This is a genomic window from Renibacterium salmoninarum ATCC 33209 (assembly GCF_000018885.1).
Classification (GTDB): Bacteria; Actinomycetota; Actinomycetes; order Actinomycetales; family Micrococcaceae; genus Renibacterium; species Renibacterium salmoninarum.
Map to the genome: position 1 here is coordinate 2,446,334 of NC_010168.1, position 22,342 is coordinate 2,468,675.

Genomic DNA, 22,342 nt, shown 5'->3' on the forward strand with positions numbered 1-22,342 from the left:
TCTGTTGTGGGGGGCCAACAGCCGTGGCTACCGCAAACCGGCAGCGACAAGAAACATCACTGGCAACACGAAGAGCATATCCTGCTCAACTGAGAAAACGCTGCACCACTTTTCGGGCTTAACCCATAGTTTTAAGCCCGAAAAGTGGTGCAGCGTTGTAGAAAGTGTGGGTTAGCGGCGGCTGCCGGCTTTGGCTTTGGCGGCCGGGCGCTTGGCGGGCCGTTTGACCGGACCCTTGGCGCGCTTGTCCGCCAAAAGTTCGACGGCGCGTTCCCGGGTAAGCTCCTCGATCGACGTCGAGCGCGGCACCGTGATGTTCGTTTCGCCGTCGGTGATGTAGGGCCCGAACCGGCCTTCCTTCACCACAATCTTCTTGCCCGACGTCGGATCGTCACCGAATTCTGCCAGCGGCGGCACCGCTGCGCGAGCGCCACGTTGCTTAGGCTGCGAGTAAATTTCCAAGGCCTGCTCAAGAGTGATCGTAAAGATCTCCTCTTCAGAGCCGATGGACCGTGAGTCGCTGCCCTTTTTCAGATACGGACCAAAACGACCGTTTTGCACCGTGATCTCATTGCCTTCAGCGTCTGCGCCAAGAACTCGGGGCAAGGACATGAGCTGTAACGCCTCGTCCAGGCTGACATTTTCAACACTCATCGAGGCAAAGAGTGAGCCAGTACGCGGCTTTGCTTTGACCGGTTTCTTGGCCGGTTTGGGCTTGCCGTTCTTGTAGTACTCCACCGGGGCATTAGCCAGGTCTTCTGCCGTAGGCTCCGGAATCAGCTCGGTGACGTAGGCACCGTAGCGACCGTTTTTGGCCACCACTGAATGCCCGGAGATTGGATCGACACCCAGCACCCGTTCTTCCGGTGCAGCGGTGTTGATGAGTTCAATCGCTTTTTCGGCGGTCAATTCATCCGGTGCCAAGTCTTCCGGTACGTTCGCCCGCTCTGGTTCGGTACCTTCTGGCGCATCGGCCGGGACCGGTTTTTCCAAGTAGGGGCCAAATTTGCCAACGCGCAGCGTGATGCCATCAGAAATCGGCACCGAGTTGATCTCACGGGCATCGATCTCGCCCAAGTTGTTCACAATCGGCAGCAACCCAGAGCCATCTTCGTCGCCGAAGTAGAAGAGCTTGAGCCAATGCGGCCCAGTTTCCTCGCCGCGAGAAATTCGGTCCAGGTCTTCTTCCATGCCAGCGGTGAAGTCGTAATCCACATAGTTTTGGAAATACTGTTCCAACAACCGCACCACAGAGAACGCCACCCAGCTGGGCACTAACGCAGAACCTCGTTGGCTTACATAGCCACGGTCCATGATGGTGGAAATCGTCGCAGCGTAGGTCGATGGACGGCCAATTCCACGTTCTTCCAAGGTCTTGACCAATGACGCTTCGGTGTAACGCGGCGGCGGCGAAGTTTCGTGTCCCAGCGGCTCAATTTCGGTCGCGGTCAAGGCATCCTGAGCAGCCAGATTGGGCAAGCGACCGCCGTCGGAGTCGGCGTCGTCCTTGTTCCGGCCTTCGTCTCGGCCTTCTTCGTAAGCAGCCAAGAAGCCTTGGAAGGTAATCACGGTGCCCGAGGCGGAAAATTCTGCGTTTTGACCACCGGTAGCTACGGCACCCAGCCGAACAGAGGCCGTTGAACCCTTGGCGTCCGCCATCTGCGAGGCGACGGTACGCTTCCAGATCAATTCGTAGAGCTTGAATTCATCCGAGCTGAGCGCTTTTGCCACCTGCGCCGGAATCCGGAACGAGTCACCAGCCGGTCGGATTGCCTCGTGCGCCTCTTGGGCATTTTTTGCTTTACCGGCGTATACCCGCGGGGCATCTGGTACGAAGGACGGATCGTAAAGCTCAGCGGCCTGGCGTCGGGCAGCATTGACCGCTTGCGAGCTCAATGCCGTCGAGTCGGTACGCATATAAGTGATGTAGCCGTTTTCATACAGGCTCTGCGCAACCCGCATGGTGACGCGCGCGGAGAACCACAGCTTACGAGCGGCTTCCTGCTGCAACGTCGAAGTAGTAAAAGGCGCGGCGGGCCGGCGGGTGTACGGCTTATTCTCCACCGAACGCACAGCGAACTTGGCTTGCTGCAAACCTGCGGCAAGCGCTGCGGCAATGGCTTCATCCAGGTGTGCCACGTTCTTTGACGTCAGCACACCGGTGTCATTGAAATCTCGCCCCGTGGCGACGCGCGCGCCGTCGAGCGCTACTAGCTTGGCCTTGAAGGCCTGAGCAGAATTCTCTGGCGTGAACTCGCCGGACAGATCCCAATAAGAAGCCGAGCGGAAAGCCATCCGCTCACGTTCACGCTCTACCACCAGCCGGGTTGCTACCGACTGAACTCGTCCGGCAGACAAGCCTCGGGACACCTTGCGCCAAAGCACCGGTGAAATTTCATAACCGTAGAGCCGGTCCAGAACGCGGCGGGTTTCCTGCGCATCGACCATCGGCATGTCAACATCGCGCAGCTCACCCATGGCACGTTGAATGGCTTCTTTGGTGATTTCGGGGAAGGTCAGCCGGTATACCGGGACCTTGGGTTTGAGCACCTCAAGTAAGTGCCAGGCAATTGCTTCACCTTCGCGGTCACCGTCAGTTGCCAAATAAAGTTCATCGGCATCTTTGAGCGCAGCCTTGAGCTCAGCGACGCGCTTCTTTTTGTCGCCGGGGACCACGTAGTAGGGCTCGAAGTTATTGTCCAGATCAACGGCAAATTTGCCCACGGAGGACTTTTTCAGCTCGGCTGGCAAGTCTGAAGGTTGTGGCAAATCGCGGATGTGCCCGTAGGAAGCTTCCACCTCGAAGCCCTCGCCAAGGTAGCCGGAAATCGTCTTCCCCTTAGCCGGGGATTCTACGATTACCAGCTTCTTGCCGGTCAATGCGCGCTTGCTAGATGCCTTGGTGGGCACGTTTCTCCTACAGTTATTACTGGTGATTTAGCTATCGATACTGCTCACGGATCGGCTTCATCAGTCTCAATCCAAAAACCTAGTTCACCATACATTAGGCGAACTTGGCGCACGCCGGGTCTGCTGCACCAAGACTATTTGGGCAGCCAACTCAACACAGCCAATACTCTGCGATGGTCCTCGGAGGACGGCGGAAGGTCAAGTTTGGTAAAGATCGACGAGATATGTTTTTCCACCGCACCGGCTGAAATGACTAGCTGTTTGCCAATGCCAGCGTTGCTGCGGCCTTCCGCGATCAGACCCATTACTTCCCGTTCCCGGCTGCTTAGTTCTTGCAAGGAATCCCGGCCATTTCCATTGCCAACGAAGAGCGCCGAGACCACCTCTGGGTCCAGTACCGTGCCACCAGAGTTAATTCTTTGCAGCGCGTCGGCCAGCTCATCAACATCGGTAACCCGATCTTTGAGCAGGTAGCCCACGCCGCCGCCCTGGCCTGCAGTAGCCAACAAATCCCGTGCATAACTTAGCTCCACAATATTGCGAAAGCACCAAAATTCCGGTCAAAGGAGCAAGCGATCTAATCTTCAAGGCGGCCCGTAAGCCTTCGTCACTGTGCCCCGGTGGCATTCGAACGTCGGTAACAACCAATTCGGGTGTCAGCTCGGTAACCGCGCGGAGAAGCTCCTCCGCGTCGCCCACTGCACCAACGACGTCGTACCCGGCCTCACCCAGCAGCCGGACTAGGCCTTCTCGTAGCAGCACAGAATCTTCGGCAAGCAGAACTTTGATCGCAGTCACGCATCACAGCGTAGCCCGTGTGCTGGTACTGAGATTGCCTAGAACGCTCGGAGCGGAAGGGAGACCTTGATCGTGGTGCCCTTTTCGCTGGAATCCAAGGCGAATTCGCCGCCGCCAGCCAAGGTGCGCTCTTGCAAGCCCACCAGTCCATGTCCTTTACCCAGATGCGCGCCGCCCTGGCCGTCGTCGGCTATCGAAAGCTTTAGCGTCTCGCCTTCAAGCAGCAGTTGGACGTCGACTTGGCTCGCGTTAGCGTGTTTGGCCACATTGGTCAGCGACTCGGCAACAATGAAATACGCGGTATTTTCAACGCTGGCCGCCAATCGGCGGGTTTCGTCCAGACCCTCAATGCGCACGATGACTGGCAGCGGTGTTCGAGCTGCGGCTGCCTCAACAGCGGCCGGCAAGCCTCGGTCCACCAGAATTGGCGGCGCGATTCCGCGTGAAATCGCACGCAGCTCACCCAGGGTATCCTGCGTCTGTTTGAGCGCCTCGGCCACCAATTCCTCGGCACCGGGCTCGCCACGAGTCAACCTGCGTTGCGCAGATTTGAGATCCATCGAAACCCGAACCAACCGCTGTTGCGGTCCATCGTGGATGTCCCGTTCCAAACGGCGCAGATTTCCGGCTTCCGCCGACACCGCGGAATCCCTGGATGCCTCGGCTCGACGAACTTGTTCTTTCACAACTGAGGATTCATTGGTCAGCATGCCACTGGCCAAAACGCGCAGCAGTAACGCGGAACCTTTGAGTACAAAAGGCAGCGTCAGGATGAAAAACACCCCAACACCAAAATCGAGCCAGAAGTGTGAATTCTTTTCCAGGCCAATCAGGTCCCAAACATCCTGGCTATCGTTGGGCAAATAACGCTTCCAGAAAAAGGCGGTAAGTTCGCCCGGGCCGGTGACCAGCCAGGTCAGCGCGACGGAAAATACCGTTACCCGAATGGGGAAGATCAAGATTGCGTGCAGCATCTCGCTCCAGCGCAAGGGGTCAGTCAACGGTGTAAAGATGCCTTTTTGGCCGCTAGCCACTCGTGCTTTGTACACGTGCGCCGGCAACTTACCGCGATTCCATTCAGCCATTGACCGCTCACCGGCGGCGAAGAAGCTTGCGCAGAACAAGCAAGCAATCAAGGCGAAGAGGCCAATATAGATCACTGCAGTACTGACCCCGAGCGTGAACAGGGACACTGCAGCGGTAAAGGCCGGAATCGAGACAAAAAAATGAACCCAGACTGTAGCCCAGATCTCTACCGAACTGGCTAAAAAACCCTATATCCCAGTGTTCAGATGCTGCTGGCATTGGGGCGTAATTTGGACTGGGAATTAGGTCAGGGTTGGGCGCATCAGTGCGATCCACGGGAAGTTCCTCAAGGTTGGGCTCAACGGCTGTATTCATATATCTAATCGTGCCGGTTAGCTCCGCGACGCACATTGGGGTCATCGGGCGGAAATTTCCCGGATTTCCCCCTGCGGAAAGGTAGGGAAAACCCCCTCAGCAACGGGTGAAATCAGTTCACAATACGTCTGGAATCAGCACAGTGTGCAAATACATCATCTGTTCGTCAGAGCCTTCACTAATAACTCGGTACCGCTCGACTAAGTCATGGAATTCTGTGGTGAACTCATCTTGCTGCGCTCGGCTTAGTTTCAGCTTGGTGGTGGAGATCAGCGTTACCGGCCGTTCGGAAATCGGATTGCCGGTAACAGCTTCCATCGCCGCGACGATTCGGTCACGAAGCTGGCCAATGTGAAGATCCGGCAAGGTTTTTCGCAACACTGCCGAGCTGCCAGCTTCATCGTAATTGCCACCGACGTTCAAGCTATCGGCGGCTGCTCGCCAGCGCCGTTCGCGGCCGTCCTCAGACTCTGAACTGCGTTTGAGATATCCCCACTTTTCTAACGCTCGAAGGTGATAACTCATCGCACTGGGCGTGCCGCCAAAACGATTCGCTAGCTCTGTTGCCGTATAAGAATCCGCGGAGCCGAAAAGTTCATCAATAACATCCAGCCGAGTCCGATGCGCCATCGCCCGGATCGCTTGGGGGTCGGTGATGACAACTTCCGTCCGTTCTGCTTTAGCCATTTTTCAATCGTAACAAAATTGTGAAACAACTCTTTGACAAAATACTTATGAAGCATTAGTTTCATAAGTATGAAAGCAACGCTTCAGACTTCCTCGATGTTCGGCCTCTATCGCAATCGGGATTTCGCCATCGCCAGTTCCGCCCGATTTATCTCCAGCGTGGGTTACGGTGCGGTGGTCATTTCCATCTTGCTGCACCTACAAAGCACTATCAGTGACCAAGTAACTGCTACCTGGACCGTCACCTGCTATCTCTTGCTAGCAACTCTGCCCACGGTGGCTTTAGCTCCTTGGGCCGGGAAACTGGCTGACACGATGGACTCCAAGAAACTAGCGGTGGGCGCCTCGATCATCTGCGCGACCGCCGTCGTTTTGATGGCCTTGAGCACTTTCGTCTTTCAAAATTTCCTGCCAGCGTTGTTTGTGCTGACCTTGGTTCTTGAAGCCGGGCTAGCGCTGGCAACGCCAACTTGGCAAGCCTTATTGCCACGCATTGTGGGTGAAGCCCAGACGCCCAAAGCGATGGGGACCATGCAAGCCACCTTGATGCTAGCTGGCATGATTGGCCCTGCTTTGGGCGGCTTTCTGGTCAGTCAAGGCGGTCTAACGCTCAGCTTCTGGGCAGCTGGCTTCTGCTACTTTGTGCTGGCCTTCGGTGCGGCATCGATTAAAACCCGTCGATCGGTTCGAGCCGAATCGCTGGCCGCTGGAATAGAATCCACACCACAAAAATTGCTTGACGGCTTGCGCATCTTACGCAGCGACGCACTTCTTTCACTTGTCGTGGCGAGCGCCTTGCTGATAGTTCTGCTCGCTGAAGCAATCAACGTTCTTGAAGTCTTCCTGGTCAGAGACTCGCTGGGGGCAAGCGAACTGCAATACGGCTTGGTGTCGGCAACCATGAGCGTTGGCCTGGTGGCAGGATCGCTCTGGGCTGGCACTATTCGCACCGAACGGCGCAGACTACGGGCATTTTTGTTCTCTGCACTGGGCGCATCGCTAGCCCTAATTCCCACCGGAGCCGCGCCTACGATGTTATGGCTCTATTTCTGGGCCGCCGTTACCGGGGTGGGCATAGGCGCGCTGAATGCGACCTTCGGCGCCTTGGTGATGTTGCGCACTGAAGAGCAGCACCGAGGCCAGGTCAATTCCATTGTGCAGGCCCTTATGCGGGCATCATCCATCGGGGCGCTCGGCCTGGGTGGCCTATTAGGCAGTCTCTTCGGCCCCCGGATTGGCTTCATCGCCGGCGGCGGATCGGCCTTTCTGGCTTGCGCGGTCATGGCCGTGCTCATCCTCCGAGCTGATCGGAGAGCTAACGATCAAAAAACCGTCGAGAACAAGCTGACGGACGTGACCGAGGAGGTCCAGATCCTCACCGAGAAGCGCCTCTAGGGCCGCAATAATTTGGGCAACGGTCAAGGTACCGTCGCAAGCGGAAACGAAACCAGCAAGTTCGCTACTCAGCAAAGTGGTCCGGCGTAGTCCTCCCCCTTGCCGCAACAGAATCACCCCTGGGTGCTCTGCACCCGGACGTTGATGACGTTCCTCCGTGACGTCCTCAGCAACATCAAGCTTGGCCGCGGGGAGATCCCCTTGCGCTAACCAATCAAAACGTGCGACGGCGGCCCCCAGGTGGGCGCCGATGGGCTGTTCAATCGGGTGGGTGAGTTCTTCAAACCGGCGAAGGTTTGGCGGGGAGGAAGCCCGTCGCAACCACACCATGCCAAAACCAATCGAGTCAACGTCTCGAGCCGTGAAATCGCGCAGATAGTCTCGATACGCTGCGCCATAAAGCTCCGGATCACGGCCTTCCGAGGCGTCTTGCAACCATGTCTCAGCGTATTGTTCCGGGCTCAATTGCTCGCGCTGGATGACCCAAGAGTCCAGTCCGAGAGTAAACCACTGTTCAATTCGGCTATGCCAATCGGGCGCGTCCACGCGTACTTCCCAATTGCCCAGAAGCTGTGCTGTGCCGCCTTCGACCAGCGCGTCCGGCAGCGCACGAACCAGCGACGAAACAATCTCATCGCCCGGCAATCCGCCGTCACGGTAAGTGAATTGATCGGCGCTCAACTCGCCATCGTACCGGGGCGTGATCACAAAAGGTGGGTTCGAAACAATCAGATCGAACCGTTGCCCGCGCACCGGCTCTAAGAGACTGCCTAGTCGCAGTGACACCCGATGCTCAAGATCTGTTGGATCGACGGCGAGCGCGGTGGCGTTTAACAGCAAGTTAAAACGGGTAAAAGCCAGGGCCCGTTCCGAAATGTCCGTTGCGGTGACGTGGCGTACATGCCGGAGCAAGTGGAAGGTTTGAATACCGCAACCGGTACCGAGATCAAGCGCCCGATCGGCCGGGGCTCGTGTGGTGGTCTGCGCCAAAGTGAGTGATGCTTGGCCGATGCCCAGCACATGGTCGTGGCGCAAAACGCCCGGGCGTTGGTGCGCTGCCAGGTCGCTGGCCGCCCAAAGGCGCACCTCGCCGTCGGCGTCTTCAAAAGCGTATGGCCGCAAATCGACTCTGCAGCGGTAGCGACCGTCGTGTAACTCGGCTAAGCCCAGTGCGGCGAGGCCTGCTGCGCCGGTGCGCGGCAGCGCTATCTGCAGCCGCTCCGCTGCCACCGGAACGGCGAGCAGGAAGAGCCGAATCAGATCGGCCAACTGTCCCTCAGCTAATTCGGTGACGGCTAACGCTGGGATAAATTGTTCCCGGTCCATCGCTAAATAGGCTCGTTCGCCAAGAAATTCGGCTATTGACTCAACGGTGAATCCCGCCTCATCTAGATCCAGGGCTAGACGCAATATCAGCTCGGAGTCGCTCCGCGGTGCTTCAGATTCCACAACCCCACTATAATGATTCCCTCGGGTTATCGATGCCGATCCGGAGGTATGCTGTAAGTATGCAGCGCATACAGCGATTTATTAGCCCTCGGCCGTCCGGTCGTCAGGGCTCTTTTTGTTCGCTCACGTAGCGCTTAGCCCGGCTCCACGGTCGAGGGCGTTGATCCCCTTTTCAGACCGAATTCAGGAGCTTATTGTGAAACATTTTTCAACTCACTATTTGTCGTTAACCGAACTCAATGCCGCGCTCAGCGTCCGTGATTTGGCTGATCCGGCAGCCGGCACGCACGCAATGCAAGAGCTGCTCGCAGAACTCTTGGCCCAACTCAATGTCCAGTGGCAGGTGCCGCAAGAGCTCCATCGGCTGAATCCGCTGGTTGCTACCCGGGATAACTACGACCGGCTTGGTTACAGTGCTGGTGCGATTACTCGAGATTCGCGTTACTCACGCCATGTCTCACCAACCGTGATGCTCCGGAGCCATACTTCAGCAGGGATCCCGGCGCTTTTGGAGTCTTTGCAATCGACTGACGATCGATACGACGTACTGCATGTGCTTCCAGGGCTGGTTTATCGACGCGATGCGGTGGACCAGCAGCACGTTGGCACGCCGCATCAGCTTGATCTTTGGCGGGTGAAAGCTCGGGGTCTGCTTGGCCTAGACGAGCTGAAATCGATGATGGCGGCGGTTGCGGAGGCGGCGCTGCCTGGTTGCCGTTGGCGCGCGATTCCTACCAGCCACCCTTACTACTGTGCACGGCCACCAATTAGACGTCGAGATAGTCCTGCCCGATGGCACCAGCCAATGGCTTGAACTGGCCGAATGCGGCCTGATCGCCTCGGATATTTTGCGCGGAGCGGGCTTGGACCCTCGGCGCTGGTGCGGTTTGGCCATGGGGATGGGTTTAGATCATGCGCTGATGCTGCGTAAGGCAATTCCGGATATCCGGTTGCTGCGTTCTGAGGACCCTCGAGTTGCGGCACAAATGTTGGATTTGTCACCGTGGAGACCGGTATCGATGATGCCGCCGATGCGTCGCGACCTGTCTTTAGTGTGTTCAGCCGACGTCGATCGTGAGACGCTTGGCGATGCCGCGCGGATGGCTTTGGGCCAAGCTGCGGAGGTGCTGGAGTCGCTTGAGGTGTTGGCCGTCTCGCCACTCGCGGAGCTGCCTGCTGAGGTTGTGACGCGCCTTGGGCTTCGCAGCGGTCAGGCAAATTTCTTAGTGAGGCTAAACCTTCAGGCGCTGGACCGAACGTTGACTATCACCGAGGCGAATGTGTTGCGCGATCAGGTTTATTTGGCGCTGCATGAAGGCCCGTATACCGAGCTCATTTCGGGCTAACGCCCTCAAGGCGACCACTTTATGGCGCAGCGCCGTCTATAACTCAGGGAGAGGGCGCACAGAATCTCCATAAAGTGGTCGTTCGAGCACATTAGCCGGCCGACCAGTGATTTCGCTTTCCGTTGGGAGTGCAGATCATTCGAACACCTTTCTTGGAATAGCCGACGGCGCCAGCTGAGCCACAAAATGCGCCGGGAGTAACCGCGCCCGCCGCCGGTTCAGGCGCCGGCTGGGGAGCCGGCGCTGGCTGCTGTACCGGAGGTACAGGTTGAACAGGTGCTGGAGCTGGTGCTACCGGCTGCACCGGGGGAACCTGAACCAGTGGCGCTGGGGCAGGAGCCGACGAAGTAGTTGGGGTTGAATCTTTTCCCACCGTCAGATCGATAATCGTTCCCGGCGCCACCTTGGTGCCCGACGCCTTCGATTGGCTAAGCACTTTCCAATTGCTTTCAACCAGGATTGATTTTCCATCGACCGACTTTGCGCTGACCTTTAGATCGATCTGGCTCAGCTTCGTTCGCGCTACATCTAAGCTCAGGCCGACGACATCCGGAAGGGGAATCGACTGCGCTGCGATCGGAGTCTCGGCCGTTTCACTCGAAACCGCTGAGGACGTACTCGACGCTGCCGTCGAAGCGCAACCTCCAAGGACTAACATCAACAAAATCGCCAACGGAACTATTTTTTCATCTTCGCCTCAGCCCATCAAAATCAGGTATTGGAACGATAATTCCTGAAAATCAGCTGAGTGTCACGCGAAACTTCCTCTTGGAGCAAATAAATCCCAACACAGCCCACCAGGTTTAGCCGCTTTCAGCTGGCTGGAATCCATTAGTTCTAGCGCAGAGATTCTAAAACTGGTGACCTGTGTCGCCGCCTCGGTCTGGTCAGGCCGCGGGGCAGCCCCCGGCACAACGCAACGTATCCTCCGAGGCAGCACATTCGGCACAATAAAGGCTCAAGTGTCGGCACGCCAGGTTTGCGCAATTGTGAAAATCGCTAGTGGGTGCGCCGCAACGGCTGCATTCGCCGATGGTCTTGGCTTCGTCGCTAAATTCAAGGTGCATTCGCTTATCAAAGACATATAACGATCCCTCCCAAAGCCCAGCATCCCGATACTTCTCGCCGTACCGGACTATGCCGCCGTCGAGCTGGTAGACCTCTTTGAACCCTCGCTTCACCATCAAGCTGGAGAGCACTTCGCAACGAATTCCGCCGGTGCAGTAGGTGACGATGGGCTGATCTTTGAGCTCGTCGTACTTACCAGAGTCGAGTTCAGCGATGAAGTCTCTGGTGGTTTCGACGTCGGGCACCACCGCGTTTTTGAACTTACCAATTTGGGCTTCGAAGGCATTGCGTCCATCAAAAAAGACAACGTCCTTCTGAGCAACTAATTCATGCAGCTCTTCGGGTTGCAGATGCGTTCCACCGCCGACGACGCCGTTTTGGTCCACTTCAAGCTCTCCGGGGGCGCCGAAACTAACGATTTCATCGCGAACTTTGACGCTGAGCCGTGGAAAATCTGCTGCCGAGCCTTCCGACCATTTCACATCGATGTCGTTGAACGCCGGATACTCTTTGGTGGCCTTAACGTACTGTTTGACCGCGCTCAATTCACCACCAACGGTTGCGTTGATGCCGTCACGGGAGATCAGAATCCGGCCAGTCAGCCCATGTTTTTCGCACAGCGCACGTTGCCACAGCCTGACCGATTCAGGATCAGCGACCGGTGCGAAAGCGTAGAAGAGCACAATTCGATGTATTGCCACTAGTCGATTTTAGCCGCGATTGGCCGTGGCGGCGGCCAGCAGATTCATGATCGCCTCAACAAGACGGTAGTAAATCAACGCCAGGATAAGCACCACTGCCCAGCTGAGGACGATCGCTATTGCGGAGGGGACCCCTTCCGCAAAGAGCCCATTGCGCAACCAGGTGCCCACAATTATCCCGAGCACAAAGGCAAGCAGGAAGAGAATAAACCCAGCTACACGCAGCACAATTCCGCCAGTTTTCTTGCCGCCAAACCACGGTCGCTCTGCGCCATATTTGGCACCCAGAACTCGCAGGATGATGAACATCACGACGGCGGCGGCCACTGCGATCACCGGGAACCAGATGAACTGGCCGTTGGCCCAGATCAGGGCGACCTCGAAAGCGGCGAATCCGGCCGAGCAGACGGCAAGCGGCGCCCAAGCTACGCGGTAAGCCGCTTCCTCGTCGTTGGGCTGATCATCCAAGTTTTCCGCCATGCCTCAATTGAACGGCACACGGAGAATGCTCGCAATCTCTGCAGTGCTTTGCCAGATTGCTCCGAGCACTCTACGAGGTTCCCTGAAGCGCTCTGTCAGATTCACCTGGCTCAGTTAACGCAAGTCCTGTTCCGGATTGGCACGGGCACATGTTTCTTTCACCTTGCAGAAAGGTCCATCATGAAATTGGCACCAATTGTCGCCGCTATCGGTACAGTAGCGGTCTTGTCTCTCACTGGCATGTCAGCTGCTACCGCGGCAACGACGCACGAATCCGCGCCGGTGGCGAAAAGCGCCAGCGTTTCGCCGCGGGTCATTGACGGCAGCACGGCAGATTTCTCCACCGTGCCGTTTGCTGCTCGGGAATTTGTCAGCGGCAACTTCAACTGCTCAGCGTCAATCATTTCGCCCACCTGGATTATCTTGGCAAAGCACTGCGTCGAGGGCCACAGCGCAAGCGACATCACCTTCAAATTGGGCAGCGCCAGCCTTAACGGCGGCACCACTGTTTCTGTCAGCCGGGTAGAGACCTGGGACAGCGGCGATGTTACTTTGGCTGAATTCACCAGCTCATACAACGGTAGCTACGCCTCGCTGGGCGGCACGACCCCTGATGCAGGAACCCCCGCTAACCTCTACGGATGGGGCCGAACCGCAGTAGGCGCTCCGGCATCATCGACGCTGAAAACCGCCAAGGTTTCCATCGTTGGCACCGATGACCAGGGTTGGTCAGGACCGTCCATCGTGGAGAAGCGGGTCGATGGCCAGGCTTATAAGGGCGACTCCGGCGGCCCTTTGATCGCTAACGGCAAGCTCGTTGGCGTTTGCTCCGGCACCAACTCATACAACAAGCCAGACGAAGCAGAATACGCTTCGGTCCCGGCTTCCGCTGACTGGATCACCAGCACCTCAGGTGTTGCGGTCAACTAGTTAGAACAGTTCCCCTCGAAAGGGCGCCGACATCGATGTCGGCGCCCTTTCGTGCTCTTCCGACCAGTATTTCTCACGGTGTTACGGTCGCTTGAGCCGCCGGCGGCAGAATGGCACGGTGGATGTTGCGTCGTCGTTGTTGAAGTATTTGGGCCAAGGCCCAGATTCAGAACAGCTACGCCACGTTCGCTTTTTGCCGGCACGAAGCGCGGTCACCGCTCCTTGGCCGAGCTGGCTGCATCCAGGCGTCATTGATGCGTTTTCAGAAGTTGGTGTCCAGGAGCCCCGGCAGCATCAGGTCGAGGCAGCTGAACTGGCACATTCAGGTCAGCACGTCATCTTGGCCACCGGCACTGCTTCTGGAAAGTCGCTGGGTTATCAGCTGCCCGCCTTAGACGCGATCTACCGGGCCGAACTGGGCCAAGAAGCTAGCCCTGGACGCTTTCAAGCCGAAGGTGATGACGCCGTCGTGCTTTACCTCTCACCTACTAAGGCGCTCGCGGCTGATCAACTGAGCTCGCTGCGCGCACTCAAGTTACCCGGTTTGAGAGCTGAAACGTACGACGGCGATACAGATCCATCCGCACGCCGCTGGATCCGCGAGCACGCCAATTTTGTGCTGTGCAATCCGGACATGCTGCATTTTGGTGTACTGCCCAACCATGAATGGTGGGCCAAATTTTTCCGCAGGCTCCGTTACGTCGTCATCGACGAAGCACATGGCTATCGAGGCGTATTCGGCTCACATGTTGCTGCTTTGATGCGTCGTTTGCGCCGAGTTTGCGCTTACCACGGTTCGTCGCCGGTATTCATCGCCGCCTCTGCCACTTCGGCACAGCCGCAGACTTCCTTTGGCCGGCTAATCGGCCTGCCAGTAACCGCGGTGGTCGAAGACGGCTCACCACACGGCAGCACGACGGTAGCGTTTTGGGAGCCAGCGCTGAGCGAAGTCAGTGGCGAAAACGGTGCACCGGAACGCCGCACCAGCATCGCCGAGACCTCACATCTGCTTGCCGATTTGGTGATAACGCGAGTACGAACGATTGCCTTCATCAAATCCAGACGCGGGGCCGAGGCCATTTCAGGTAATACCAAACGGCTCTTGGAAGAAATTGATGCGGGGTTGCCTCATCGGGTGGCCGCGTATCGGAGTGGTTACTTACCGGAGGAGCGGCGGGAGCTAGAAACGGCGTTGCGCTCCGGAAAATTACTCGGCGTAGCCAGCACCTCGGCGTTAGAGCTCGGCATTGATATATCCGGCCTCGATGCCGTTTTGGTCGCAGGTTGGCCGGGCGCCAGGGCCTCACTTTTCCAACAGTTTGGCCGGGCTGGGCGAGCTGGCCAAGAAGCGCTCGCGGCCTTCGTTGCAAGCGATGATCCGCTTGACACGTATCTGGTGAACCATCCGGAGGCGATCTTTGATGTGCCGGTAGAAGCTAGTTTTTTCGACCCAGGAAATCCTTTCGTGCTAGGCCCGAAATTGTGTGCGGCAGCCGCAGAAATCCCGCTGGGGCAAGCAGATTTGGCACTGTTCGGCGACAGTACCGAAGCGCTTTTAGCCGAGCTAGTCGCGCAGGGCTATTTACGACGTCGGCCAGCGGGCTGGTTCTGGACGCATCCGCAGAGTGCAGCTGGATTGGTGAACCTGCGTGAAGACGGCGGCGTGCCCATTAACATCGTGGAAGCCGACACCGGGGCGGTCTTGGGTACCATGGGATCTCCGCAGTCGCATTACCAAGCTCATGCTGGTGCTGTCTACGTGCATCAAGGTCTGAGCTATCTCGTTGAGGAGCTCAACGAGGAAGACCATTGCGCCGTAGTTCGACGAGCTTGGCCTGACTTTTATACGACCGCCAGGGACGTCACTCAGATCGAGGTGCTCAACAGTTTGCGCCACGTTGAGTGGAGCCCGGTGGAGCTGCACTTCGGGGAAGTTCAAGTAACTACTTCAGGTGGTCTCTTTCCAGCGAAAGGCTTTGGTTTCCAACGAAATCCTCGGTGAAGAACCCCTCCAATTAGGTGCACGTGATTTGTTTACCAAAGCATTCTGGTTCACTGTTGACGCCGCATTTCTTGCTTCTCAGGGATTAGTCGCGGCCAGATTACCTGGCGCGCTCCATGCTGCCGAACACGCCGCGATCGGGCTGTTACCGTTGGTAGCCTCCAGCGACCGTTGGGACGTTGGAGGCGTGTCAACGGCATTGCACGCTGATACCGGCCAACCGACGGTCTTCGCCTATGACGGGCATCCAGGAGGTGCCGGCTTTGCCGAACGAGGATTTGAAACAGCCGAAATCTGGCTAAAAGCGACCCGCGACGCTATCAAGTCTTGCGATTGCGACTTTGGTTGTCCCTCCTGTGTTCAGTCGCCAAAGTGTGGCAATAAGAACAACCCGCTAGATAAGGCTGGTGCCGTTGAGTTGCTGAGCATCATCTTGGCATCGGCGGCAAATGCCGCTCCCACCGAATCCGGTGAAAATCCGGCGGACTAGCGCTCTGCGGGCGGCTAGCGCTCTGCGGGCGGACCCGCCCGTGCCGTTCCGGTGGCAGCGCCAATCAGAGCCGAAACTTTCAGCACCGTTCGTACTTCGACCACGTCCTGGAAATCGCCGCCTACGTCACATGCCACCAAATCAACGCCAGCTCGGATAACAACTTCGGCAGCAATTCCACAAGGATCGCCAGCGCTAAGTCCCCTAGCCGCATCGGCGGCAGCCAACGCCGCCATGTCTGCTGCCGTTGCGGCACGCTGTCCAAGCTGCGGCAGATTGAACCAACCAAATCTATTGACACCAGCAACAGCAATGCCACGAGTCCTAGACCCGTAATCAGAACCGTCCCAGAGCCGCGTTCGCGGTGCGTTCCTTTCTCGTCCATGCGGTCATTGATAAATCCATCTGTTGTCATGGCGCGTCGCTCGGATCAAGGTCTTCAGTTTTTGCGATTGCTTTCGCCGTTAGCCTCAAGCTCAACCAGCTCGCCAGCGCTCCATCCACTAAGCTAGAAACCGATATTGTGCTAAAACCGTCCGAAGAACTAAGCGACACATCAGCACCCGCACCAGCAATCTGCTGCTCGATTAGTAGTGCATCTGAATCGCCTCTAGCAGCTTGCCTGGCCGAAGCATGTGCGGCGGCCTCGAAGCGTAGCTGAGTGATGCCCAGCTGCGCACCAAAAGCTAATAAACCCAATAACAGGGTCACTACCGGAAATACGACTGCCAACTCAGCAGTCACCGTTCCGCGCTGCTCGAAAAAGCCTTGACTGAGCCATCGTGATCCGGACAATTTTCCAACATATTTTGTAGCGACCCTCCCAGCGCGACGCATCATTAGCCGATGCTCAAGGCACTCCGAATGATGCCTAAGAGAAAGCCACGAACTTCATCACTTCGCATAATGACCACAAGCAACCCTGCAAAACCAACGGCCGCGAGCGTCGCGATCGCATACTCGGCGGTTGCCATCCCTAGCTCAGTACTACGTAAGGGATGAACCGTTTCCGGCCTTAGCCGCGAATCATCCGTTTTGCCAGAGTCCTTCGCTGGGAAAAGTTCAATCACATTACCCCGATCGGCTTGTGCCGCCGAACGACCGGTAAAATTTCCTTTCATTCCTTGCTCCTTTTGCGTTGGTGTTGTTGATCAATTGCTCCGCGACGTTCCGTGGTGATCCTCACCCGAGGAAAAACGCCGGCTTTACTGCGCAGGTAAAAGCGCTAACAGCACTGGCACTACCCCGAGACAAATAAAAGCTGGCAGCGCACACAGCCCCATCGGTAAGACAAGCTTTACGCTCAACACTGCTGCTCGCTGCTGAAGCTCCCGATGGGCCGCTCGACGAATCCGCCGGGCTTCAGCACGCAAGAGAGCGGAAGACGGCGCCCCGGTCGAAGCGGTAAATTTCAGCGCTAGTTCTAGCTGCTGTAACGGGCCGTCTCTGGCTTTTACCGGGACATGCGCCCATGCTGCGGACCAATCCATCCCCATCGCTAACGCCGTGCTCACCGTGGCTAGTTCAGTCGAAAATTCCATCGAGCAAACTTGGGCCTGTCTGGCCAGCGCGGTCGATAGCGAGGCACCAACTTCTAGAAGGCTCGCCAACAAATCTAATAACAGCGGCACATCATCAATGCCTTCGAATCTCGCTGCTTCAGATTTCCCTGGTGAAATGGTCCGAAGAATTCGCGAACTGGGCGTTGCCCAAAGCAGAAAGCTCGCCAACATAGACAGCACAAATACCACAGCAGTCATCGGTGGCCAGCTGCTGACTTGGCCAACCAGGACATCCACAACCGCGCCAAGAGGGTCAGGGTGCCGCCCGCCAGGAGCGCCAGATTTCCCGCCGGGGTGCCGAAGAGTATTGAGATTGGGCTTATCCCCATCAGGTATCCAGCCCCGAGGCCAAGCAGCGGCAGCCAGCTCAATAGGCTGGCCGTTGCTTTGGGCCCGGCCAAGGCGGTATTTCGGAGCGCCTGCATGTCAATGGAATCGTCAAAATGTTCTGCCGCGCGATCCAGCACTTCAACTAGCTGAGCGCCACTTTGTTCAGCAACTTCTAAACAAGCAGCTAGTTCAACCAGCGCTCGCTGAGACGGGTTATTTGATAGGGATTTGTTTGGAACCGGGCGAAATGCTGCCGAAGGGCTCAGTCCAAGCTCGGCCAATGCAGCTGCTTTTGCAAGTGCGGGCCAAAGGTTCGAAGACTCACCAGCGTCCCGTGCCGCTCGCCAAAGAGCCTGCTCATGACAACCAGAGCGCAGAAGGGCAATCACTCGGCGAGTGAGCACAGCTATTTCGGATATCGAGACGACTTGGTTCCAGGCACTTTGCTCGCGAAAGGAACTTGCCCAGGGGGACTCTCCCCTGCTCAACGCGCTCGAGCGGAAAGCTAGCCTTTTCCGACTCGGCCGGCGCAGCAGGCCCGACGAAATAGGCAGCACAGCTAGCCAACAGCCCGCACCACTAAGCAGCAAGATCAGATAAATCATGGCGTCAACCTTCGCTGCAAACGCCGCCAAGCTGGCCCGGACTCGAGCCCAGAGTTACCGCAAACTGCTGCGATTTCAACGCAGAGTTTTCCGTTGTCTAGGCTAAGCAGGCCTATTTCACGAAGCACCCTGCCATGCCCGGTGTTTTCCAAGTGAAGCACCACATCGATGGCGCTAGCCGCCTGGATTCCAACCGCATCCGAGCTCATGCCTGCCAGCGCACCCAGCGCTTGAAGACGGGCCGGTACATCTACGGCACTGTTGGCGTGAATCGTGCCGGCTCCACTGTGCCCGGTGTTCAAAGCGGTAAAAAAATCTTGTATCTCAGCACCACGACATTCGCCAATAAACAGCCTAGAGGGATTCATTCTGAGGGCTTCGCGCACAAGTTGGCTAAGATCAACTTTGCCTTTACCCTCAAGATTTACTGCGCGACTTTGCAAAGCTAAAACATGCGCGTGATTTGGCTTTAGCTCGGCAGTGTCCTAAATCAACACGAGCCGTTCGAACTCCGGGCACAGCCCAAGCACCGTATTGAGCAAGGTCGTCTTCCCCGAGCCAGTTGCACCGCTGATCAGCAGATTCAACCGCGCCGACACTGCTTCTCGCAGCAGCTGGGCCGCAGCGGTGGAAATCATCCCCGAGCCAATAAGTTCGTTCAACTCAAACGGCCTAGCCCGATGCAGCCGAATCGATAGCAGCGTCCCTTGGCCCGAAACTGGCGGTAAAACAGCATGAACCCGAAGCCCACCAGGCAACCTAACGTCGACGAATGGCTGCCCATCATCTAAGCGCGAGCCCGCACTTGTTATCAGACGGCGGGCTAAAGCACGGACTTGGCTCTCATCGCTGAATTCAACGGCGCAACGTTCTAAACCATCACGTCGTTTTACCCAGACGGAGCTCGGAGAATTAACGAAGATGTCAGTTAGCTCAGGGTCAGCTAACAATTTCTGCAGTGGACCAAGACCAATCAACTCGGCATTGATTCGTTCCGCTGCTGCCAACGAACCCGATATTCCTAAGACTTGCCCGCTAGCATGGATAGCCGTGGCAACTAGACTCGGCTCGAACCTCGCCCCAGCGGCAAGTACTTCATCTCGAATGTGCTCGAGTAAAGGATCTGTCTTTTTCGGGTTCATCGACGAACGTCCTTTAGCGTGCTGAGCGTCTGGCTAAACAATTTGCCCAGCTCACGATTTGATGCGCAATCCGAAAGTCGACCTTGAGCTGCAGCTGTGGAAACGCCACGTAATTTAGGCATTTCGCCAACCAATGGCAGCCCCAATGATTCAGCAATGAGCTCCGCGTCTAGCCCTTCTGGGGCGGGACGACGCACCACTAACTTGGTACTTCGCGGCACCATAGGCAGCATTCGATGCACGGAAAGCATCGCCGGGACTGCTGCTGGCACCAAACAAAGTACTTGATCGGCCGATTCACAAAATGTTTCTAGACTTTTGACCATCCGACCGACGTCGATCACAATCAATTCGAATGCCCTGCGAGCAGCTTCTAGAACCTCTATCACAAGGGCCGGGTTCAACTGCTGAGCCGCCTGTGCCGCCCGGCCAAAGCCAAGCACCGAACAATGCGCAATTTCCGGCAGAGCTGCCGAGAATTGCTGCGAATTCAAAACGCCTACACTTTGCGATAATTCATGCCGCTGCAGGCCCTCGACGGGATCCGAACTGAGCGCCCCTTCTAAACCGAACCCCCACGGGTCAGCGTCAACGAGCAGAGTTCGGATCTTTTCTCGGGATGCTTTCAAGGCAAGCAATCCCGCCGCGGTGGAAGCACCCGCGCCACCGCAGCCACCGATAACCGCGACGACGCTACCGCGTTCGGTGCGATCTTGAAGTGTATTCAAAAACTCAGCCAACCAAGCGGTACCTTCTGGCAACGAAACCACATGGTGAATCAGCTCGCGTGCCGCGTTAGCCCAGAGTGCTGATTCGGCCAAGCTGTGCCCCACCAAAATCAGAGGGCACGATTGATGAGAAAGAATCTCGGCCACTTTACGTCGATCCATCAAGACATCAGGGCCGATGAGAACGGCAGCAACCGCAGTCTCAGGAGGTACCTGATGTACCAACTGCGCACCAGCCACAGCCACCGCCGTGGCTACATGCTCGTATAACTGCCCAGCAATCTCCAGGACACAGACCAGCGCTGGGCCCGCAGGGAGCCAATTTGGCTGATTTGTTGACCCAGTAAAAAGATTCATAACTCCACGTTCCCGCCATGTGGTTCAATGCCACGACCAGATGCCGCCCAACGCTGTCATCTGTGGGGAAAGGCGTTGAGCACAATGCTGTGCAGGAAAAGTATGCCGAGGACAAACTCAGCATCAGGACCAAAGCTGTCCTGAATCTTCGCCCTGAATGGCGCTGTTGGCGCAGCAGCTTCTGCCAAGGCGGCAGAATAGAACTATGTACATACTGCTGGCGGATGCCCCGAACTCCGGGCCTGATTCCGCTGCTGTTCAGCCTCTGGACGCGGCCGGCCAGCCATCGGCGGAAACTAAGATCGTCCGCAAATCTGAGCTGACCGACGTCGTCCGTTCCGTTGAAACACAGCGACACCCCCGCTGGGTCTGGCAACGCACTCAGGCTTGGTATCCCCAGCTGCTGGCCGCCGGCATCACGGTCGAACGTTGCCATGATCTGGGCCTGTCCGCGCTGGTGCTGGCGGGCTCTGAGTTCACGCTGACCACTGGTTACCCCCGCGAAACTCCAGCAGTCGAAGAGGTTTTTGAGGCGCGAATCTTGGTTGATTCTGCGCAGCAGAGCCTTTTTGATGAGCCCGTCAGGCGAAAGGGTGCAAGTCTGGACCAACTCGCTGAAGAACTACGCGCGCAACTCACTGCCGTCCAAAAGTCATCTCAACCGAAACGATTGCAATTACTGCTCGCAGCAGAATCTGCAGCTTCGCTCGTGGCAGCTGAGATGCAGCATGCCGGAGTGCCCTGGCGGGTGGATATTCACGAGCAGCTCCTTGAAGATGCGCTGGGTCCGCGACCAACCGGCATGCAACGTCCGGAGAAAATGGACCGGCTTCTTGCCGAGCTGCGGGCAAAATTGGGGGCAATTGGCCTCAACCCCGACTCACCCCAAGACCTGATGCGCGCGTTACATCGAGCCGGGATTGAAACTAAAAGTGCCCGCACTTGGGAACTGCAAAACATCAAGCATCCCGCGATTGAACCGCTGTTGGCCTATAAAAAACTCTCCAGACTCTTCAGCGCCAATGGCTGGGCGTGGCTAGATCAGTGGGTTCACGACGGTCGATTCCGGCCAGAATATGTAGTTGGCGGTGTAGCTTCTGGCCGATGGGCTTCCCGGGGCGGCGGCGCATTGCAAATTCCGAAACAGGTTCGCGGCGCGGTGCATGCAAATCACGGCTACAAACTCATCGTCGCCGATGCAGCGCAGCTGGAGCCTCGAGTCCTCGCAGCGCTGGCCCAGGATGCAAAGATGGCGGAGGCTGCCCAGGATCACGATCTATATGCCGGTATTGCAGCTCAAGGATTCGGCGGCGATCGCGCAAAAGCCAAAGTCGCACTGCTCGGGGCAATTTATGGTGCCACCACTGGCGAATCCGGCCGGCTTATGCCCTAGTTGACCAGAACGTATCCGCGCGCAGTGGCACTGGTTGAAAATGCCGCTCGAGCTGGCGAGCGAGGTGAAATCGTGAGTACTTTTCTGGGTAGGAGCTCGCCGCCGCCTTCGGAACGTTGGCTTGCCGCACAGCGAAGCACCACAGAGCAAGAGCAACACTGGGCAGATAATCTCGCACGGTCTCGCGGCCGATTCACCCGGAATTTTGTCGTGCAAGGTTCTGCGGCAGAGTGGGCCTCCTGTTGGCTTGCCGAACTGCGCAGAAGGTTGCGGGCTCAGCCCGGCCTCAATGCCGAAATGGTGTTTTTCCTGCATGACGAAGTGATGGTGCACTGCCCGGAGAGTGCCGTTGAACAAGTGAGCGCACTGATTTCAGCGGCGGCACAGTCCGCCAAAGAGCTCATCTATGGCCAAGCACCCATCAACTTTCCGGTGACTATCGCCGTCGTCGATCATTATGACGAGGCTAAGTAGCATTTGCGATAGCCTGACGACTCTACGTTAGCCAGAATACCGGTCGTCTTGCTAACGCAATGTTGCCTAGCTATCGCAGCTGCCGAAAAACCGC

At 57.1% G+C, this 22,342-nt stretch carries 16 protein-coding genes and 5 pseudogenes; 6 read left to right on the forward strand and 15 right to left on the reverse strand.

The genetic code is table 11. The features are described 5' to 3' along the window. Positions 1 to 171: 171 nt before the first annotated feature. The 4 genes and pseudogenes from topA to RSAL33209_RS12130 all read right to left on the reverse strand — a co-directional run bounded on the left by topA (position 172) and on the right by RSAL33209_RS12130 (position 5,796). A complete protein-coding gene (topA, locus tag RSAL33209_RS12115) occupies positions 172 to 2,910 on the reverse strand; it encodes a type I DNA topoisomerase (protein ID WP_012246114.1) in 2,739 nt (912 codons plus the stop codon). A 134-nt stretch (positions 2,911 to 3,044) separates the two neighbouring features. Beyond that, positions 3,045 to 3,699: pseudogene (locus RSAL33209_RS12120) on the reverse strand (response regulator transcription factor). Positions 3,700 to 3,746: 47 nt separating this feature from the next. Then, positions 3,747 to 4,958 carry a sensor histidine kinase gene (locus tag RSAL33209_RS12125; RefSeq protein WP_267895946.1) on the reverse strand — a complete coding sequence of 404 codons (1,212 nt, stop codon included), beginning with the start codon at positions 4,956 to 4,958 and terminating at the stop codon, positions 3,747 to 3,749. Between the two features lie 268 nt (positions 4,959 to 5,226). Continuing rightward, complete coding sequence (locus RSAL33209_RS12130; RefSeq protein WP_012246119.1) at positions 5,227 to 5,796, reverse strand: ArsR/SmtB family transcription factor; 570 nt, start codon at positions 5,794 to 5,796, stop codon at positions 5,227 to 5,229. 96 nt (positions 5,797 to 5,892) lie between these two features. Between RSAL33209_RS12130 and RSAL33209_RS17185 the strand changes: the two are divergent. Further along, positions 5,893 to 7,083: pseudogene (locus tag RSAL33209_RS17185) on the forward strand (MFS transporter); the annotation flags it as partial. On the opposite strand, the gene RSAL33209_RS12135 reads toward RSAL33209_RS17185, so the two are convergent. Beyond that, positions 7,006 to 8,640, reverse strand: coding sequence for a N5-glutamine methyltransferase family protein (locus tag RSAL33209_RS12135; protein WP_012246120.1), 1,635 nt, complete (start codon positions 8,638 to 8,640; stop codon positions 7,006 to 7,008). The pseudogene RSAL33209_RS17185 and the gene RSAL33209_RS12135 overlap by 78 nt on opposite strands. A 196-nt stretch (positions 8,641 to 8,836) precedes the next feature. On the opposite strand from RSAL33209_RS12135, the gene RSAL33209_RS19310 reads away from it, so the two are divergent. Next, positions 8,837 to 9,454, forward strand: a complete 618-nt coding sequence (locus RSAL33209_RS19310) for a tRNA ligase subunit PheS family protein (protein WP_267895899.1) — start codon at positions 8,837 to 8,839, stop codon at positions 9,452 to 9,454. Continuing rightward, positions 9,393 to 9,986, forward strand: coding sequence for a tRNA ligase subunit PheS family protein (locus tag RSAL33209_RS12140; RefSeq protein WP_267895900.1), 594 nt, complete (start codon positions 9,393 to 9,395; stop codon positions 9,984 to 9,986). The genes RSAL33209_RS19310 and RSAL33209_RS12140 overlap by 62 nt, the downstream gene beginning before the upstream one ends. A gap of 91 nt (positions 9,987 to 10,077) precedes the next feature. On the opposite strand, the gene RSAL33209_RS16450 is transcribed toward RSAL33209_RS12140, so the two are convergent. From RSAL33209_RS16450 to RSAL33209_RS12155, 3 genes are all read right to left on the reverse strand, one after another. Then, the gene (locus RSAL33209_RS16450; protein ID WP_012246123.1) at positions 10,078 to 10,659 is read right to left on the reverse strand and encodes a PASTA domain-containing protein; all 582 of its coding nucleotides are present in this window, start codon (positions 10,657 to 10,659) and stop codon (positions 10,078 to 10,080) included. A gap of 214 nt (positions 10,660 to 10,873) precedes the next feature. Next, positions 10,874 to 11,755 (reverse strand): oxygen-dependent tRNA uridine(34) hydroxylase TrhO, encoded by an 882-nt coding sequence (gene trhO / locus RSAL33209_RS12150; protein WP_012246124.1) that lies wholly within the window; start codon positions 11,753 to 11,755, stop codon positions 10,874 to 10,876. Positions 11,756 to 11,764: 9 nt separating this feature from the next. Then, on the reverse strand, positions 11,765 to 12,235 hold the full coding sequence (locus tag RSAL33209_RS12155) for a hypothetical protein (protein ID WP_012246125.1): 471 nt from the start codon (positions 12,233 to 12,235) through the stop codon (positions 11,765 to 11,767). Positions 12,236 to 12,415: 180 nt separating this feature from the next. Here RSAL33209_RS12155 and RSAL33209_RS12160 point away from each other — a divergent pair, with 180 nt between their 5' ends. Both RSAL33209_RS12160 and RSAL33209_RS12165 read left to right on the forward strand, forming a co-directional pair. Then, positions 12,416 to 13,165, forward strand: coding sequence for a S1 family peptidase (locus RSAL33209_RS12160; protein WP_049758983.1), 750 nt, complete (start codon positions 12,416 to 12,418; stop codon positions 13,163 to 13,165). Positions 13,166 to 13,283: 118 nt separating this feature from the next. Further along, positions 13,284 to 15,657, forward strand: a pseudogene (locus tag RSAL33209_RS12165) (DEAD/DEAH box helicase). 14 nt (positions 15,658 to 15,671) lie between these two features. On the opposite strand, the gene RSAL33209_RS18840 reads toward RSAL33209_RS12165, so the two are convergent. From RSAL33209_RS18840 to ssd, 7 genes and pseudogenes are all read right to left on the reverse strand, one after another. Next, entirely contained in the window at positions 15,672 to 15,893 is a 222-nt protein-coding gene (locus RSAL33209_RS18840) for a hypothetical protein (RefSeq protein ID WP_012246129.1), read from the reverse strand. A 175-nt stretch (positions 15,894 to 16,068) separates the two neighbouring features. Beyond that, complete coding sequence (locus tag RSAL33209_RS12175) at positions 16,069 to 16,452, reverse strand: TadE family type IV pilus minor pilin (RefSeq protein ID WP_145962085.1); 384 nt, start codon at positions 16,450 to 16,452, stop codon at positions 16,069 to 16,071. Between the two features lie 44 nt (positions 16,453 to 16,496). Beyond that, entirely contained in the window at positions 16,497 to 16,778 is a 282-nt protein-coding gene (locus tag RSAL33209_RS12180; RefSeq protein WP_012246131.1) for a DUF4244 domain-containing protein, read from the reverse strand. A gap of 84 nt (positions 16,779 to 16,862) precedes the next feature. Further along, positions 16,863 to 17,417 carry a type II secretion system F family protein gene (locus RSAL33209_RS12185; protein WP_012246132.1) on the reverse strand — a complete coding sequence of 185 codons (555 nt, stop codon included), beginning with the start codon at positions 17,415 to 17,417 and terminating at the stop codon, positions 16,863 to 16,865. Beyond that, positions 17,414 to 18,154, reverse strand: coding sequence for a type II secretion system F family protein (locus tag RSAL33209_RS16455; protein ID WP_012246133.1), 741 nt, complete (start codon positions 18,152 to 18,154; stop codon positions 17,414 to 17,416). Before RSAL33209_RS16455 ends, RSAL33209_RS12185 begins: the two co-directional genes overlap by 4 nt. Continuing rightward, positions 18,151 to 19,296, reverse strand: a pseudogene (locus RSAL33209_RS12195) (TadA family conjugal transfer-associated ATPase). Before RSAL33209_RS12195 ends, RSAL33209_RS16455 begins: the two are co-directional and overlap by 4 nt. Beyond that, complete coding sequence (gene ssd / locus RSAL33209_RS16460; protein ID WP_012246136.1) at positions 19,293 to 20,381, reverse strand: septum site-determining protein Ssd; 1,089 nt, start codon at positions 20,379 to 20,381, stop codon at positions 19,293 to 19,295. The pseudogene RSAL33209_RS12195 and the gene ssd overlap by 4 nt, the downstream one beginning before the upstream one ends. 205 nt (positions 20,382 to 20,586) lie before the next feature. Between ssd and RSAL33209_RS12205 the strand changes: the two are divergent. Next, positions 20,587 to 22,248 (forward strand): annotated as a pseudogene (locus RSAL33209_RS12205) (bifunctional 3'-5' exonuclease/DNA polymerase). The last annotated feature ends 94 nt before the right edge of the window (positions 22,249 to 22,342 follow it).